Genomic DNA, 17790 nt, shown 5'->3' with positions numbered 1-17790 from the left:
ATCACGTTCTTGTTACTACCCGCATTCTGGTCGCTGAATTCGCCGCTCTGGCCGGACAGGCTCAAGGTTTCCGTGCCGACCAGGCCATTCAAGGTACCACCCGACAACGACGCCGTCACCGTGCCATCGTAGGTCTTGTTGGCTGCCGTCACACCCGTTACCGTCAGTGCTTTTTGATCGATATTTGCCGTCAGGCCGGTCGGATTGTTCAGCACATAGTTGCCGGCCAGGCCGCTGCCGTCGTTGAGACTGAGTGTCACCGCCTTGCCGGCCGCCGCGTCCTTGTCGGAAAATGCCGCCGCCAAGGTCAGGGTTTCGCTGCCGACCAGGCCGTTCAGCGTACCGCCCGACAAGGTCGCCTTGGTACTGCCATCGTAGTCCTTGTTGCCAGCCGTGGCGCCGCTGACCGTCAGGGCTTTCGGCGTAATATTGGCAATCAGGCCGGTCGGGTTGCTGATCGTGTAGTTGGCGGCCAGGCCGCCGTTGACGCCGTCGACCAGGGACGCGCCGGTGGCCGTCGCCGTCTTGCCGGTGCCGGCGTTCTTGTCGTCAAACGTCGCCGACAAGCCCGTCACGCCGATGCTTTCCGAACCGACCAGGCCGACGACCGAGCCGCCCGCCAGGGTGGCCTTGGTGGTACCGTCATAGACTTTGTTGATCACCGACATGCCGGTAATCGTCAGCGCCTTCGGCGTGATGGTGCCGGTGCCGGTCGCCGTGCTGCTGGCCAGCAAGTAGTTGCCCGCATCGGCGCCGCCCAGGGTCAGGAAGGAGATGGTGACGGGCTTGCCGGTGCCGACGTTCTTGTCGCTGAACGAGGCCTTGGTGGCGCCGATCGCCAGGCTGTCGCCGCTGAGCATGCCGTTGAAGGTGGCCGTGGCCGAGCCGAAGGTGACACTGGTGCCGCCGTCGTAGTCCTTGCTGTCGGCCACGACGTTCGTCACCGAGCTGATGGTAGCCTGGTTGATATTGGCCGTCACGCCGGTCGGGTTGCTGACCGTGTAGTTGCTGGCTAGGCCGGTGCCGTCGGACAGGGTCGCGCCACTGACGGTGACCGCCTTGGCCGTACCGGCGTTCTTGTTCACAAACGTACCGCTCAGGCCGGACAGGCCCAGGGTTTCACCGCCGACCAGGCCGCTCAAGGTGCCGCCGGTGACGGTGGCCTTGGTGGTGGCGTCATACACCTTGTTGGCGGCCACCACGCCGGTGACCGTCAGCGCTTTTGGCGTGATGCTGGCCGTCGCCGTTGCCGAGTTATTGATGAAGTTATAGTTGGCCAGGTCACTGCCGCTCAGCGTAATGTTCGAGATATTGACGGTCTTGTTGGTGCCCGCGTTTTTATCCGTGAACGCGCCATTGGCACTAAATAGCTGCACGTCATCGCCGGCAATCTTGCCATTGATCACTGCGGTGGCGGGGCTAAGACTGACGTTCACATTACCGTTATATATCTTGTCCAGGGCGCTCAAGCCCGTGATGCCGCTGATCGTGGCCTTGCTGATGCTCGCCGTCAGTCCGAGCGGATTGCTGACCGTGTAGTTGCTGGCCAGGCCGCCGTTGCTGCCATTGCTCAGGGCGCCGCCCGTGACCGTCACGGTCTTGGCGCTACCCACATTCTTGTCGGAAAATACGCCGGAGAGGCTGGACAGGCCCAGCGTTTCCAAGCCAACCATGCCACTCAGGGTGCCGCCGCTCAACGCTGCCGCCAGGCTGCCATCGTAGACCTTGTCGGCGGCCGTCACGCCGGTCACCGTCAGCGCTTTTTGCGTGATATTGCCCGTCACGCCCGTGGCGTTGCTGACCGTGTAGTTGCTGGCCAGGCCGCTGCCATCCGCCAGGGTGGCGCCGCTGACCGTCACGGCCTTGCCATTGCCCGCATTCTGGTCGATGAACTGGCCCGTCTGGCCCGTCAGGACCAGCGTTTCGCCGCTGACCAGGCCATTCAGGGTGCCGCCCGAAATGGTGGCCTTGGTATCGCCGTCGTAGACCTTGCCGGCGACAGTCACGCCGCTCACCGTCAAGGCTTTTTGCGCGATATCGGCCGACAGGCCCGTGACGCTGCCCACCGTATAGTTGCTGGCCAGGCCGCCGTTGCTGCCATTGCTCAAGGTGCCGCCGGTGACCGTCACGGCCTTGCCCGTGCCGGCGTTCTTGTCACTGAAACTGCCTGACAAGGCGCCCAGGTTGACGGTTTCCGTGCCGACCATGCCGCTCAGGATGCCGCCGGAGATCGTGGCGGCCGTGTTGCCGTCGTAGGTCTTGTTGCCGGCCGTCGCGCCCGTCACCGTCAAGGCTTTGGGGGTGATGCTGGCCGTTACGCCAAAATTGGCAACCGTATAGTTCGAGGCCAGGCCGCCATTGCTGCCGTCAGCCAGGTTGCTGGAGACCGTGACGACCTTGCTATTGCCGACGTTCTTGTCGGAAAATTCACCGCTGCTGGCCACGGTCAGCGTTTCCTTGCCGACCAGGCCGTCCAGGGTGCCGCCGCCGAGGATGGCGCCAGTGCCGCCGTCATACACTTTATCACCCGCCGTCATGCCACTGAAGGTCAGGACCTTGGCCGTGACCGTGCCCGTGACGTCCGTCGGCGCCGTGAGCGTGTAATTGCTGGCAAGGCCAGTGCCGTCGCCCAGCGTGCCGAGCGTGACGGTGACCGCCTTGCCCGTGCCGGCATTCGCATTGGCGTAGGCGCCGCTGGACGCCCCCAGCGTCAGCACTTCGCTGCCGATCAGGCCGTTCAACGTGCCTCCCGTCAGGCTGACCAGCAGGCTGCCGTCGTAAGCCCGGCTGGTGGCGGCCAGGCCGGACAGGGTCAGCGCTTTCGGCGTGATCGTGCCGGTCAGGCCGGCTCCACTGCCCGTGATCGTGTAATTGCCGCCGGCGGTGCCGCCGCCGATCACCGTCACGGTCTTGCCGGTGCCCGCGTTACTGGTGTCAAAGCTGCCCACGTTGGCCGTGACCTTGCCTTTATCCACCGTCAAGATGCCGCTCAGTATGCCGCCCAGGATGTTGGCCGAGGTGGTGCCGTCATATGTGCGATCCTGGACCAGCGCGCCTGTCAGCGTCGCGGCCCGCTTGTTGATCGTCAGGGTCGCGTCATTGGCGCTGATGGCATAGCCATGCTGGCCCGAATACAGTCCGCCGGCCGTGATGGCATAGGTGCCGGCGTTGACGGCGGTGCCCGCGGCGCCATAGTTCAGGGTGCCCGCCAGCACGGCATTGGCGTTGGACAGCGTATAGCCCGGCACCGTCCAGCCGGTGGTGGTGGCGTCGTAAGTCTTGCTGGCGTTCGCCGCAAACGTCACCTGCAGCGGCGTCATGAAGGCGCGCAGCAAGGGATAGGTATAAGTGTCGTACACGATCCACGCGCTGGCCAGGTCCCAGCCCGGCGCGCTGTAGGTGGACAGCAATTTCATTTGCGCGGTGGTCAAACCGGTGCCGATCGTGCTGGTCAGCCTGCCGCTGGTGGTCGTGTCCCAGAAATTGCCGCTGCCCGAGCCGAAGTTGTAGCCCAGCAAACCACCGGTATTGGTGCTGCCGGTCACCAGGCCAGTAGCGTAATTATTGCTCACCGAGCCCACACTGCTGCCGAGCAGGCCACCCACGCCATCGGCGCCGGTGACCGCTCCGGACGCATAGTTATTGCTGATGGTGCCCGTACTATTGCCGACCAGGCCGCCGACAAAGTTGTTGCCCGTCACGTTGACCGTGCTGAAGTTGCCGCTGACCGTGCCTCCCTGATTGGCGCCCACCAGGGCGCCCGTGTAATCCCTGCCCGTAATGCTGCCCCCTTCCATGCCGACATTGCGCACGGATGCGCCATTGGAAACATAACCGAACAGGCCTGCAAAGTCGGCGGTCGGGCGATTCACGACCAGGCCGTAAATGGTATGGCCTGCGCCGTCGAGGCTGCCGCTGAACGCGCTGCTTGCTCCGGTGCCGACCGGAACGAAGGTCGCGCCGTTCCACACATCGCCGGTGGTGCCGGTACCGGCGGCATTGATATCCTGCTTCAGCGTGTAGTTGCCGGCCAGGTTCATTGCCATCAATTGCAACTGGTGCGAGGAGTAGATATTGGTGCTGTACTCGGCCGCCAGCATCGGCCCGGTGGCGCCTGTCGCGTTGCCTGCGCCGTTGAGCGAGCCGTCGGTATTGACCATGACCCAGTTGTTGCCCGTTGCACCGGCCGTGGTCGTGAAAGTAAAGGCGGTGAAATTCGATGCGTTTTGCATCTGCGCCGAGGTCAGGCCAGTGAGCGAAGGAGTGCTGGGGCCGCCGTTATTGCCGACGCCTGGCATGCCGGAGTTCACGGTCGTGTTGTAATATCCGCCAGTGATCACGGGACTGGTGCCGGCAGCGATACTGCCGAGTACGCCGCCCAGGACACCGGAACCGCCGGGAAACAGGCTCACCACGCCGGACGAATACACATTCTCGATGGAGCCCGCGCTGGTGTTGGTTCCAACCACGCCGCCCACGGCCGTGACGCCCGTCACCGAGCCGGTCGCGTAACTGTTTTTGATAATGCCGGAGTTGCCTCCAACCAAGCCACCGATGCCGGTGGCGACCAGGCCAACGCTGCTGACCGCACCGGTCGAATAGCTGTTGATGATCTGGCTGGACGCCACATTGGAACCGACCAGACCGCCGGTCAGGCTCTTGCCCGTCACGGCGCCCGTATTGAAACTGTTGGTGATGACGCCGGTGGCGCGGTTATAGGATACCAGGCCGCCCGTATTGCTGGTTCCTGACACATTGCCGCTATTAAAACTATTGCTTATGATGCCCAGATTGTTGCCAGTCAGGCCGCCCGCAGTGTACGCGCCCACCACATCACCGGCATTATAGCTGTTGGTGATGGTGCTGGTTTTGGTGGTATTGCCAACCAGTCCGCCCAGCCAGAAGTCGTAGTTCCCCACGACGCTGACCTTGCTGCTGTTGTAGCTGTCACTGATCGTGCCGCTGTTGAGCCCGACGAGGCCGGCGCCGATGGCACCGGTCGTGACCGTCACCGTACCACCGCTGACATACGCGTTGCTGATGGTGCCGCTGTTGATACCGGCCAGTCCGGCAATATTGCCTTGTGCCGCGGCGATATTGGCGCTGATGACAGGCGCGACCAGTCCGATATTGCGCAGGTTGCCGCTATTCGAGCCGAACAGGCCCGCCAGGCCCCCCGAGGCGGTGGTGGAACTGGTCAAACCGTTAATGACATGGCCCAGACCGTCGAACTGGCCGGAAAACGGTACGCCGGCCGTACCGATGGGCGTAAAGCCCATACCCGCATTCCAGGCCGCGGTGGAGGTGGCGTCGATATTGGCGCCCAGCACATAGTTACCAGTCACTGCGCCGCCGATACCTTGCAGGTCGCTGCCGCTGGTGCTGCCGGCCGCGCCCAGGCTGTTGATCACCGTGTAACTGATCAGCGCGCCATCGCTGCCGAGCTTGGTGCTGAAGTTCTGGCCCGATGGCAGGTCGACCGCGGCCTTGACGTTGTACTTGCTCGTGTTGCCGGATGTCACGTTGGCCTGGCCATACTCCAGCGCCAGGCTGGCCGTGCCCGAACCGCGCATGACCTGGTTGATATTGATATTGTTTTGCGCCGTCAGGGTCAGCTTGTTGGCCGACCAGCTGACCACATCGTTGACATTGATATCGCCGGCGGTGCCGCCCGTGCCATTCGTGCTCTGGATCTGCACGGCGCCGTTTTTCAGGTTGTTGGTCAAATCCGTGCCGGTCATGTTGCCGCCGGACGCCGCGATCGTGAAGTCGACGGGGTCGATCAGCCACGTGCCGGACAGGCCGTTGGCTGCCCTGGTCGTCACATTGATGCCTTTGGCAATATTCACGTGTGCGGCCGAGGTGTCGATAAAGCCGCCCTTGCCGCCGTCAGGGGCGCTGGCGTCCAGCGTGCCGCCCGCGTTCACCGTGCCGGTCTGCATGTCGCCCAGCAGCTTGATGGTGCCGCTCTTCGTGTCGATGGTGTGCGCCTCGATCACGCCGGTATTGTTCACCACGGTTTTCAAGAGGTCGCCGGCCGCCTGGGCGGTCAGCAGCACGCTGCCCCCATCAGCCTGGATCAGGCCGCCATTGTTGACCAGCGCGCCCACGGCGCCCCGGTCCACCGTCACGTTCAGCAGGCCGTCGCCGGCCACGTCCAGCGTGATGGCATTGCCGGCCGCCAGCGCCACCGAGCCCAGGCGCGCGCTGATCGTGCCTTCGTTCGACACATTGGCGCCCAGCAAGGCCACATAGCCGCCCGGCGCGCTGATCGTGCCCTGGTTCAGCACCTTGCCCGTGCCATTGCCGCTGAACTGGTACTTGCCCGCCATGAAGTCGCTGTTGGAAATATCCAGGGTCGACGCCACCAGGCCCGCCGTGTTCACGGATGCGCCCTGGCCGAACAGCACGCCGTTCGGGTTGACGATGAAAACCTTGCCATTCGCCGACAGATTGCCGAGTATCGTCGTGCCATCACTGCCCAGCACGCGGTTCAGCGCCACCGCATTGCTGTTGGGCTGCTGGAACTGCACCGATTCGCCCTTGCCGATATTGAACTGCGCCCAGTTGATGACAGCGTTCTGGCTGCCCTGGTGGATCACGGTATTGCCGGGCGTGCCATTGATGGTCGCCTGCCCCGCCACGACCGTCCCGCCCGCCGGCCCCGCCAGGGCCAGGCTGCCGTAGCCGAGCATCAGCGCCGCCGCCATGCTGGTCAGGGCGAAATGCGCTCCGCCGCCGCTGCAGCCGGGCAGCGAGCGCTTGCCGGCGGATTTGACGTTTTCGGAAACGGCGGCGTAAGCGCCCGTGGCCTGGTTCCAGATGGAGCGGTAGATGCGGTTCATGGCAGTGTCCTGACGTTTATCAACTTATTTTTTAGAAATACTTCACGGCTTGCAGCCAGAAGCGGCCTGCCGAGTCCGGCTCGGAAACCGCCTTGGCATTGCCCAGCTTGTGCGCGTAATAGGCCTTCAGGACGAGCGCATTCGCCCCCATCCACGTCACGCCGACGCCGGCCCCGCTCAGGGTGCGGCGGTTCTCCTCCGCGCTCCAGGCGTCGCGGTTCAGCTTGACCGTGCCCGTGTCGGCAAAGGCCAGCACCTGCAACTGGCCAGGAAACGCCGTGAACGCCGTCACGTCCTGGCGCACTTCCAGGTTCAGCACATACCCCTGGTCGCCATACGCCTCGCCGCCCGGATAGGCGCGCACGCCGCCGACGCCGCCGATGCCCATCTTTTCCGACACATCGAGGTTTTTCGACGCCGCCTGGCCGCTGATCATGCCGAACAGGCTGGTCTCGCCCCCCAGCCTTTGCAGCCGCGTCGCATTGAAGGACAGCTTGTTGAAATGCCCGTTGCTATTGACCGTCAGCATGTCGATCAGCAAGGCCAGCGGCGTCTGGATGTCGATCTTGCCCGTGGTATAGGTGAGCGAGTAGGTATTCAAGCCACCGCCGCCCCAGCCATCCTTGCTGTCGCCATTCAGGTTCAGCAGCCACACTTTGGCCTTCTTGTCGTTGACGCTGCCCGTCGACTCGGTTTTATCCTGGAACGTCTTGTCGTCGTAATTGACTTGCGCATACAGATTGCCGCCGCGTGTGCGTATCAGGGGATAACTGCCAAACACGCTGGCGATCTTCGCCGTGCCCTTGGCCTCCAGCACGGCAAACTCCTTGCCCAGCCTGTAGTCCATATACGTGTAGGCGGCGCCCAGGCGCACTGCGCCTGCCTGCCCCTGGTAGGCCAGGCGGCCGTAGTTCAAGCCATCGGCCGAGGTAAACGCGCGCAGCGTGGCCACGTCGCCGATGCCGGCCAGCTCATTGATGTTGACGGTGGCGCCGATGCGCTCGCGCCCCGTATAGCGGTTGCCCTGGTTATCCGCATCGACGCTGCCGTTGACGCGCGTTCCTGGCTGCACGTCGACGGTCAGGTCGGAGGTGCCCAGGGATGCGCCCGGCGCCAGGGTCGAGCTGACCTGCACGCCCGGCAAGTCCGACAGCAGCAGCAAGCGCCGTTCCAGCGGCGCCGAGGCAATCACTTGCCCGTCCAGGCCGGCCAGCAGGCTGCCGGCCAGGCCATCGGACAAGTTGCTCTGGTTGCGCAGCTGCACCTGGCCATACTGGCCCGGCAGCACCTTGATGGTCACGACGCCGTCCTTGATGTCTTGCGCGGGCAGATACGCCTGCGCCAGGAAGTAGCCACGATTCTGGTAATAGCTGGCAATTTTGGCCGCGTGGGCGCGCAACTCGCCCAGGGTCAGTTCACTGCCGGGCACGAAACCGGTGGCGGCGACCAGTTCGCTTTCGGCAAACACGGGCGGCGCATCCACCTGCAGGCGCTGTACCGTGATGCGCGTCGTATCGGCCACGGCCGTGGCGGGCACATTACCCTGCTGCACGCGGATGGCCGGAGGCGCCTTGGGCAGCTGCGGCGCGGCGGGAATCTGCTGCAACTGGCTGCCGGCGCTGGGCGGATCGACGGCCCAGGCGGACTGGATGGCGACCAGCAGGGTCAGGGGAATGAGTGTGATGCGCAAAATAATCCTCTCGGCAGCCATCAACGGCCAGGCAAAGCGTTATCAAAAATATATGAAATAGTTTCTATACTTCAACATTGTCACTTGGAATTAATATTTTGTCTACTTGGCGTTGATTTTTCCCAACACATTATCAATGTTGCTAAAAAATATATTAAATTAATAGTTCAGGATACCGCATTTCCTGCCGGAATTATTCTCAAATAATCACACTTTTACCATTCGGAAAATTTTCCGCATGGCCAAGAGTCAAGGCAGACGCGAAAAAACGACGATTACAAGAAAACTGTTACATCAATTGAAACAGTATTCGTTAGAATGATTTCAATATTAAAAACAGGGTTTTTTATTACTTGATAGCTATGCGAATATTTATTCATTAATGAATAAAATCAGCGATAACAGGAGACAAGCCATGTCGAATGGCATGGAGAGGGTGGCACTCGCAGGCACCGGCCTGGTGACAGGTGCCTGGAGTGCTTCGCTGAATAGCTGCCGCGCGGCGTTGGTTTAGCGGGAGAGGACGTATTTTGCCAGGACAGCCGCATCGGCATCGCTGAGCTGGCTGAATGGCGGCATCGGCACGGGCCCCCACTTGCCGCTACCACCCTGGCGGATATGCGTCGCCACGGCGGCGATATTGTCTTTGCCCTTGTAGCGGGCCGCTACCTCGGCAAAGCCGGGGCCGACCACCTTCTGGTCGATGGCGTGGCACGCCATGCAGCCATTCGCCGCCAGCAAGGTTTTCGCATCCCTGCCAGCGGCGGCCGGCACTGCGGCAGCCGCTGGCTTGGGCACGGTCGCGACTGTTGCAGAAGCGCCACGTTCTGCGCCATAGGTCTTCACCAGATAGTCGACCATGGCCGGTATGTCCTCGTCGGCAAACTGCGCGCCGAACGGTTTTTTCATTTTCCTGACGGTTGCATCCCAGTAGGCACGCGGCGAGGCGGGCGGCTGGCTCGACGCATATTGGGCCGCGTGGCACGTCATGCAGTTGCGCTGCACCAGCTGGTAGCCGGGCAATTCACTGGGTTTATAGGTCGCCGTTTCCGGCGGCAAGTGGATTTCCAGGGCGCCGGCACTGCCGGCAAGCATCAGGGCCACGGCGGCGGCGAGTGTTCGTATCAGCATGGCATTCTCCTCACACTGCGTCGATGCGCGTGGTTTCCACCACGTTGCGCATATAACCCATGGGATTCCACAGGGCTTTCATGGGCTGGCTCTGGCCGATGCGGTTGACGGCGCGCACCATCAGCACATGCCTGCCCTTGCGCGGCGCTTTCATCACCATCGTCCACTGGCGGAATGAAAAGCGCCCCAGGTCCTTGCCCAGGGTCGCTTCCTGCCAGCTGTGGCCGCCGTCCAGCGACACGGTCACTTCGCTGATGCCCTGGCCGCCATCGAAGGCGATGCCGCGCAGGGCCAGGTCGCGCCCCGCTTTCACTTGCGCGCCATCTTGCACGCTGGTAATGAAGGAGCGTACGTTGAGGCGGCTGATGGGCGTCGTCTTGCCCACGGGCGCGCCCGGTTCGATGAAGCCGGAACCATTGTCGGGAATGCGGTAGCCCGTGCTCATCCAGAAGCCGTCGAAGGGCTTGTCCAGCACCGTGATGTCGCTCAGGTGCTTGACCCAGTAGGTGCCATAGTAGCCTGGCACGATCAGGCGCAGCGGATAGCCGTTGAGGAAAGGAATGTCTTCGCCATTCATGGCCCAGGCCAGCATGACGTCGCCCGCCATGATGTGCTCGACGGACAAGGCCTTTTGAAAGTCGGGGCCGTCCCCCACGGGCGGCGTTTCCAGGCCGTTGAAGGCCACCTGCACGGCATTGGCCGCGATGCCGGCCTTCTCCAGCACGGTTTTCAGGGGGATGCCCGTCCAGCGGGCATTGCCCATGGCGCCATTGCCCAGCTGGCCGCCGTTGGCGCGCGGGGCAAAGAAGCCGCGGCTGTTGCCCGAGCATTGCGTCACGGCCACCACGTCGACGGGCGCGGCCAGCTGCTTCAGCTCGGCCAGCGACAGTTCCAGGGGCGCCGTCACCAGGCCCGAGATGCGCAGGCGGTAGCTGTCGCCATCTATGCTGGTGGGCAAGCCGCTCCAGTGGTAGCGCACGAAAAACGCGTCATTGGGCGTGATGGCGCCTTCATTGAACACGCCGAACGGTGTTTCCAGCTGCGGCGGACGGCTGGTCAGCAGGATCAGCGGGCGCTTTTGCGGGAAGGCCACCAGTTCGCGCTCGCCGTTTTCAAACGGCAAGGTGACGGAGGCAGCAAGCGCCGGCCCCGCCGCCGCAGCGGCGCCCAGGGCGGCCGTCGTGCGCAGGAAATGGCGCCGGCTTGCCGGCAACAAGGTCGTGTCAGACATGTTTGAGCTCCACTTTGGTGTCGGCGGGGGCACCGCCGTTGCGGTCGTCATTGACGAGTTTCTTGATGTAATACATGACGCTCATGATCACCACGCTCAACAGGCCGAACCAGAACGACACGCGCTGTTCCGTATCGGACGACACGCTCATGGCGCCGAGGATCACCAGCATGGCGATGATGGTGAAATACGTCAGGTAGGGGAACAGCCACATGCGCACCTTGATGCGTTCCGGGCATTCGCGCTCCAGGCGGCGGCGCAGGCGCAATTGAGATATCGCAATGAGCAGGTAGACGAACAGGATCAGGATGCCATAGGAATTGACGATGAAGGGGAAGACGAGATCGGCCGACACGTAGGAGACGGCGATGGCGAAATAGGCGAACAGGGTGCTGAACAAAATGGCGCGGATGGGCACGCCGTTCTTGCTCAGCTTGACCAGGCCCGTGGGCGCATCGCCGCGGCGCGTCAGCGCGAAGATCATGCGCGAGGAAGCGTACAGGCTGGAGTTCAGGGCCGACAGCACGGCCGTCAAAATAATGGCGTTCATGATGTGCGCCGCATACGGGATGTTCATCACTTTCAGGGCGCTGACGAACGGCGTGGCGATGGCCGGCGAATCCCAGGGCACGATGCAGACGACGACGAACATGGAACCCACATAGAACATCAGCACGCGGGTGATGACGGAATTGGTGGCGCGGGCGATGGCCTTGGCCGGGTCCGACGTTTCGGCGGCGGCGATGGTGACGATCTCGGCCCCCGAGTAAAAGGCCGTGGCGGCGACGGCGCCGCTCAGCACGGGGCCCCAGCCATGCGGCATGAAGCCGCCGTTGCTGGTCAAAAAGCCCAGGGTTGGGATGCTGTTGGGCAAGCTGCCCGTGATGAACAGGGCGCCGACGAACAGGAAGACGACGATGGCGACCACCTTGATCGAGGCGAACCAGAATTCGAATTCGCCGAAGGCTTTCACGGAAAACAGGTTCAGCACCGTCATCGACACGAGCAGCACGAGGCTGATCGACCACGACGGCACGTCGGGCAGCCAGAAGTTGACGAGCTTGGCGCCGGCGATGGCTTCCAGGGCCACGACGACGACCCAGAAATACCAGTACATCCAGCCGCTCATGAAGCCGAGGAATTTCGACACCTTCGGCTTGTCGTCGAAGGCCAGGCGCGCATATTCATAGAACGAGCCGACCACGGGCAAGGATGAGGCCAGCTCGCCCAGCATGCGCATGATCAGGACGACGAGGCCGCCCGTGAGCAGGAAGGAAAGGATGGCGGCCGGGCCGGCGGCCTTGGCGATGACGCCGCTGCCGACAAAGAGGCCGGCGCCGATCACGCCGCCGATGGCGATCATGCTCATGTGGCGTTGCTTGAGCGAGTGCTGCAAGCCGGTACTGTTATGCGATTCGCTAATCATGTTTTTGTCTCCTGAAAATCTCTGAAGCCCGGTGCGCCCTCGCCTGCTGCGGCCTGTTCCTGCCGCGCGGCTTTGTTTTATTTTAGGCAACACCGTCAAGCAGCATCGATGCATCGTGTGAATCAGTCTGGTTGGCCACATTCCATAAGTCAATCTGGAAATGCAGCGGCCTGGCGCGGTTGCTTGAGGGCAAAACACGCTGGGTGAAAAGTAAGGGGCGTTGCCGGGCGTTACGTTGAGCCGGCCTCGACATCGGCGCGGCAATGGTTAAAAAAAGAGGGAGCGGCACGCAACACTTGTGGCGTGCGCGCCACTCCCGGGAACGTCTTACACCTTGCCCTTCCATGGCACGAGGGTACGTTCGAGGTAACGCATCATCAAATCAAACAGGAAAGCGAAGAAGCCGATCACGATGATGCCCATGATCACCACGTCGCTGGCGAGGAACTCGGACGCGCTCAACACCATGTAGCCGAGGCCGCGCGTGGCCGCCACCATCTCGCCCGCCACCAGAGTGGTCCAGCCCACGCCGATGCCGATACGCATGCCGGTGAGGATTTCCGGTATCGCCGCCCGCAGGATCACGTGCACGATCACCTGGAAACGCGTGGCGCCCATCGAGTAGGCTGCGTGGATTTGCTCCAGCGACACGGAGCTGACGCCGGCGCGGGCCGCGATCGCCATCGGCGCGAAGATGGCCAGGAAGATCAGGTAGACCTTCGAGAACTCGCCGATGCCGAACCAGATGATGACCAGTGGCAAGTACGCGAGCGGCGGCAGCGGGCGGTAGAACTCGATCAAGGGATCGAAGATGCCCCGCGCTACGCGGTTGACGCCCATCATCACGCCGACGGGAATGGCCAGCAGGCAAGCCAGGCCGAAGGCGCCGAACACGCGCACCAGGCTGGCCACCGTGTGTTCCCACAGGGTGGCGCCGCCGAAACCGGTGGTGGCCGCCATGATGAATTTCTCGTACACGGCTTGCGGCGACGGCAGGAACAGGGGTTTCACCATGCCGCTGGCCGTCACGCCAAACCACAGCAGCAGCACGGCGATGACGGTGACGGTGGCGATGCGGCTGGAGTTGCCCTGCCCCGGCGCGCCGAACGCTTCGCCCGGCATGGCGCAGCGGGGCGCGAACAGGCGGCCGAAGAAGCCGGCGCGCTTGGCGGCAGTGGGAGGAAATCCCACGACGGATGGGCTATGCATGGGACACCTCCAGCTCTTTATTGACGGCGCGTTCGTCGCCATAAATGATGTTGAGCACCGTTTCGCGCATCTTGATGAAGTCCGGGCTCGATTTCACGGCACGCGCATCGCGGCATTCCAGGAAGCGCTTGTTGAAATCGAGCTCATACGTGTGCGTGATGCGGCCCGGACGGGGCGACATGACGATCAGCCGGTTCGCCAGGAACAGCGCCTCGTCGACGCTGTGGGTAATGAAGAAGAACATGGTGCTGGACTTGGCCCAGATATCGAGCAGCAACTCTTGGATGGTTTCCCGCGTCAGCGCGTCGAGCGCCGCCATCGGCTCATCCATCAGCAGCATGGCGGGATTGCAGGTCAGGGCGCGGGCGATGCCCACCCTTTGCTGCATGCCGCCCGACAACTGATAAATCATATTGTCGTGAAAGTCCTTCAAGCCGACGAGCGCCAGGTTCTTGGCCGCCTGTTCGCGCCGCACGGCTTTCGGCACGCCTTGCAGCTTCAGGCCGAATTCCACGTTTTCCATCACGTTCAGCCAGGGCAGCAAGGCATGCTTCTGGAACACGACGCCACGGTCGGCGCCCGGTCCTTCCACCTTATTACTGCCCAACATGATTTCGCCCTTGGATGGGGCGATGAAGCCCGCCATCAGGCTCAACAAGGTGGTCTTGCCGCAGCCGGAAGCGCCCAAGGCCACCACGAAGTCGCCGCTATTGATGGTGAGATTGATATTATTTAAGGCATGCACGCGCTCTCCGGCCGTCTTGCCCGGATAAATCACGCTGACATCCTTGACGTACAGGTTTTCCATCGTGTCCCCGCATATGTGTTTAACTTCAGTGCAACGCATTCTGTCCGGCCAGCGCGCCCTCGGGCGCGCCGCCGCACAACCGTTTACTTCAGCAGGCCAGCGGCCTGTGCATACTTGGGGGTCACATATTTGGCGTAGTCGGGCGCCAGGGTGTCGATCTTGCCTTCGCCCTTAAGAAATTGCGCCGTGGCCAGCAAGGCTTGCGCCACGCCGCCCTTCGCGCCGCCACCGAGCCAGGCCGGCGACGCCTGTTCCTGCAGCGAGGGATAGGCGTACAGGGCCACGGAAGCGGCCACATCCTTGGCGGCCGCGCCCGAATGCTTGACGTTGGCTTTCACCTGCGGCGAATCGACGGTCCACGCCTTCGGATTGGCGCGGTAATCGGCGTCGGCGGCGGCCATCACCTTGACGAACTTGGCCATGAAATCCGCATTCGCCTCGCCCCAGGCGCGCTCGACGGCCATGCCGTCAAACGTGGCCTTGCCCTTCTTGCTCAGCTCGCCGGAGGTCACCAGCACCTTGCCGTTTTGCTTGAGCTTGCTCAAGGCCGGGTCCCACACGAAGGCCGCGTCGATGTCGCCCCGCTCCCAGGCGGCGGCGATCTGGTTCGGCTGCATGTTCAGCAGTTTCACTTCCGTGGGCTTGATGCCCCACGTTTCCAGCGCGAACATGGTGTGGAAGTGCGTGGTGGAAACAAACGGCACGGCGATCTTTTTGCCGCGCAAGTCGGCCGGCTTGGTGATGCCCGCGCCGTTGCGGGCCACCATGGCTTCCGCTTCATTGATGTCGTCGATGATCCAGAACAGCTGCAGGTCGACGCCGCGGCTGACGGCGGCCGTCAGGGGGCTGGAACCGATGACGCCGATCTGCACGTCGCCGGACGCCATGCCGGTGGCCACCTTGGCGCCGGAGTCGAACTTGCGCCAGTTGATCTTGTAGCCCGTGGTTTTCTCCACTTCGCCGCTGGCGATGGCCACCAGGAAGGGACCGTTGATTTCCTGGTAGGCGATCGTCACTTCCTTGCCTTGCGCGAAGACCGTGCCGCTGGCGGCAAGGGCGACGCCCAGCGCCAGGGTGCCGAGGACGGCGCGGCGCATCGATGAAAAACCTGTTTTGCTCGTAGTCGTGTTCATGTCTCACTCCAAGTTTATTGTTATGTGTGAACGTGCGGGCAATCTCATCCCTTGCGGGAGGCGCCGCTGGTTGATCTATGTCAACTCATGCGGCGGCTGCTACTACTGTGCTGCTTTTTACAAGACTTCATCCTTCAAGTGATACCAGCGGTACAGGAAGCGCTGGCCCAGGCGGCGGAACGGGGCGAACGCTTGCGACTCGACCAGTTCCATCATGTTGGGATACGGCAGTTTCGAATTGAAGATCGGCAAGCCCGTGTCGCTGGCCTTGCCCGCGATGCGTTCGGCCATGCGCCGGCCCGCCTGCGCCGAATACATGACGCCGTTGCCGCCGTAGCCGAGCGAATAGAAGATCGACTGCTTCGGGTCCGGCTGCACGATGCGCGGCATCATGTCGTGGCTGACGTCGACCCAGCCCCACCATGAATAATCGATGCCGATGCCCGTCAGCGCAGGGAACTTGCGGTGCAGGTCGTTGATCAGACCCTGTTCATACTTGCCTTCCGGCGCATCGGCTCCCGTGATGGCGCTGCGGCTGCCGATCTGCACGCGGTTGTCCGGCATCAAGCGGTAGTAGTGGCGCAGGATGCGCGTATCCGTGATCACCTGGTGGGTGCGGAAGTTGCACGCCTCGATTTCCGCCGAGGTCAGCGGACGCGTGACGAGCGAGTTCGACAAAATCGGCAGCAAACGGTTCTTCACTTGCGGATGCAGATGGGGCGAGGTGTATCCGCCCGTGGCCACGGCCACGGCACGGGCGCGCACCACGCCGCCCGGCGTTTGCAGGTAGTGCACGCCGTTGCGCGTTTCCCAGCCCATCACGGGGCTGGACGGATGCACCTTGGCGCCCAGCGCGCGCGCCTTGCGCAGGTAGCCGAAGGCCAGCTTGCCCGCGTGGATGCCGATGCCTTCCGGCTCGTGCAGCGCGCCGGCCGCTTCCTTGTCGTCCACATACTCGCGCCTGACGGTGTCGGCGTCGAGGATGCGGGCGTCATAATGGAAGATCTCCCGCATGACCTTGGCTTCTTTTTCCAGCGCAGGCATGGCTTTCGCCTTGTGGGCGATGTACAGGTGGCCGCCCGGCTGCGGGTCGCAGTCGATGTCGGCCGTGATCTTCTTGAACGTTTCCATCGCATCGCACACTTCCGTGTGCAATTTGAGGGCGGTTTCCAGGCCGTAGCGGTCTATCCACTGCGAGCGCTTCAGGCGGCCCGTCGTGCATTGCGCCTGGCCGCCGTTGCGCGTGCTGCAGCCCCAGCTGACCCGGTTCGCTTCCAGCACGGTGGCCTTGATGCCATGTTCCTGGGCCAGGAAGATGGCGCAGGACAGGCCCGTGAAGCCCGAGCCGATGATGGCCACGTCGACATCGATGTCATGCGTGATGGGACCGTCGTCGGCCGGCGGCTCGCCCGCCGTGCCGATCCAGTAGGTGGGCGCGTAGGCATTGCCGTGGCCGGGCCGCTGCGCCACCAGCGGATCGTAGGCGGGATCGTAGGGCGTGCGGGCCGCGGTGCTGCTACCCAGTACGCCAGGTGGAGTATCGACAGGTTTGTTCATGGTCATTCCTGGTGAACTTGCTGGCTCAGGCTTGGGCGGTGGCGCTGACGACCGGTGGACGGTCCTTGCGGAAAGCGTTCTTCACGGCGATCTTGCCATCGCGGAAGGTGAAGATATCGACCATGCGCGCCTCGATGCGCGTGCCGTCCGCCTTGGTGCCGGCAAACGTCGATTCCGTCACGCCACGATCGCCGCTGACGAAGTGCTCCGGATTGAGCCAGGCGGCATCGGGGAAGGTTTGCCAGGCCAGCTCGAAGCCCGCGCGCACGGCGTCGCGACCGATGAAGCTCTTGCCCAGCAGGTCGGGGCCGGCCACGGCGTGGAATTCGCAGTCGTCCGCCATGGCGGCCATCAGGGCCTCGATATCGTGGCGGTTCCAGGCATCGCCGAACGCTTGCAGGAAGTCGGTGGTGACGGCATCGGTAATTACGCGTGTGTTCATTTTTGTCTCCGTGAGTCGAATTTGGTACTTTTCGTTCCGTTTTTTAGTATTTTTATTGAATTTAAGCTGAATGCGGGTGCTTGTCAAATCAAATAATCCAAATACCGGGACGCTTTGTATTCTTTATTGAAATAGCGATGCTGAAGTGACAATGTGTGAGAATTTCGTCACAGTGCGGTGTCGGCTGACGCCGGGCTGGCGCCACATTCCTGGGGTCGGCCCGGCAAGGGGCCTGCCTCCCGGTGGAGGCAGGCCGATTGCCAAGCGACCGCCCCCAGTCCCCGCTTTGGGGTGACTTAGACGTAGTCTTTGTACTTG

At 62.8% G+C, this 17790-nt stretch carries 10 protein-coding genes; all 10 read right to left on the bottom strand.

Annotated features, from left to right (window positions below):
* On the bottom strand, positions 1 to 6845 hold a 6845-nt coding region (locus EBS11_RS26065), incomplete at its 3' end, for a YDG domain-containing protein (RefSeq protein ID WP_290608015.1).
* 31 nt (positions 6846 to 6876) lie between these two features.
* Positions 6877 to 8535 carry a ShlB/FhaC/HecB family hemolysin secretion/activation protein gene (locus tag EBS11_RS26060; RefSeq protein WP_290608014.1) on the bottom strand — a complete coding sequence of 553 codons (1659 nt, stop codon included), beginning with the start codon at positions 8533 to 8535 and terminating at the stop codon, positions 6877 to 6879.
* Between the two features lie 510 nt (positions 8536 to 9045).
* Positions 9046 to 9666, bottom strand: a complete 621-nt coding sequence (locus EBS11_RS26055) for a c-type cytochrome (RefSeq protein WP_290608013.1) — start codon at positions 9664 to 9666, stop codon at positions 9046 to 9048.
* 10 nt (positions 9667 to 9676) lie between these two features.
* Positions 9677 to 10897 (bottom strand): molybdopterin-dependent oxidoreductase, encoded by a 1221-nt coding sequence (locus tag EBS11_RS26050; protein ID WP_290608012.1) that lies wholly within the window; start codon positions 10895 to 10897, stop codon positions 9677 to 9679.
* On the bottom strand, positions 10890 to 12323 hold the full coding sequence (locus EBS11_RS26045; RefSeq protein WP_290608011.1) for an amino acid permease: 1434 nt from the start codon (positions 12321 to 12323) through the stop codon (positions 10890 to 10892). Before EBS11_RS26045 ends, EBS11_RS26050 begins: the two co-directional genes overlap by 8 nt.
* A gap of 327 nt (positions 12324 to 12650) precedes the next feature.
* Positions 12651 to 13445 (bottom strand): ABC transporter permease subunit, encoded by a 795-nt coding sequence (locus EBS11_RS26040; RefSeq protein WP_290608016.1) that lies wholly within the window; start codon positions 13443 to 13445, stop codon positions 12651 to 12653.
* Between the two features lie 79 nt (positions 13446 to 13524).
* A complete protein-coding gene (locus tag EBS11_RS26035; protein WP_086139478.1) occupies positions 13525 to 14340 on the bottom strand; it encodes a taurine ABC transporter ATP-binding protein in 816 nt (271 codons plus the stop codon).
* A gap of 83 nt (positions 14341 to 14423) precedes the next feature.
* A complete protein-coding gene (gene tauA, locus EBS11_RS26030; RefSeq protein WP_290608010.1) occupies positions 14424 to 15473 on the bottom strand; it encodes a taurine ABC transporter substrate-binding protein in 1050 nt (349 codons plus the stop codon).
* Between the two features lie 117 nt (positions 15474 to 15590).
* Positions 15591 to 17030, bottom strand: a complete 1440-nt coding sequence (locus EBS11_RS26025) for an FAD-binding oxidoreductase (protein ID WP_290608009.1) — start codon at positions 17028 to 17030, stop codon at positions 15591 to 15593.
* 25 nt (positions 17031 to 17055) lie between these two features.
* Entirely contained in the window at positions 17056 to 17472 is a 417-nt protein-coding gene (locus EBS11_RS26020; RefSeq protein WP_290608008.1) for a nuclear transport factor 2 family protein, read from the bottom strand.
* Between the last annotated feature and the right edge of the window lie 318 nt (positions 17473 to 17790).

Origin of the sequence: Janthinobacterium sp., assembly GCF_009923995.1 — a bacterium.
GTDB lineage: Bacteria > Pseudomonadota > Gammaproteobacteria > Burkholderiales > Burkholderiaceae_D > Janthinobacterium.
This window is presented reverse-complemented; position numbering and strand designations above follow the sequence as displayed.